The 236-nt window shown below is 49.6% G+C and carries 1 protein-coding gene; it reads left to right on the forward strand.

Features of this window, described 5'->3' with window-relative positions:
• A partial coding sequence (locus FDX22_RS26500; protein ID WP_186805479.1) for an FUSC family protein occupies window positions 1-236 on the forward strand: 236 nt, incomplete at both ends.

The following is a 236-nucleotide window of genomic DNA, read 5'->3' on the forward strand; positions in this document are numbered from 1 at the left end:
ATATATTTTTCATCGCGATCCCCTGAGTGCAATCCGGACGGCACTGGGCGCGTTTGCCATCATCCTGAGCGGCTGTCTGATATGGATCGACTCAGCATGGTCAGATGGCGGTACAGCGGTTTCCATTCTTGGGGTTTGTTGCACTCTGTTTGGAAGTTTCGACACGCCTGCACCCCATATTGTGAAATACATTATCGGCTCCTTCTGGGGCGTATTGATAAGTCTCATCTATAGTT

The sequence above is a fragment of the Citrobacter sp. TBCS-14 genome (assembly GCF_005280805.1).
In the GTDB taxonomy this organism is placed as follows: Bacteria; Pseudomonadota; Gammaproteobacteria; order Enterobacterales; family Enterobacteriaceae; genus Citrobacter; species Citrobacter gillenii.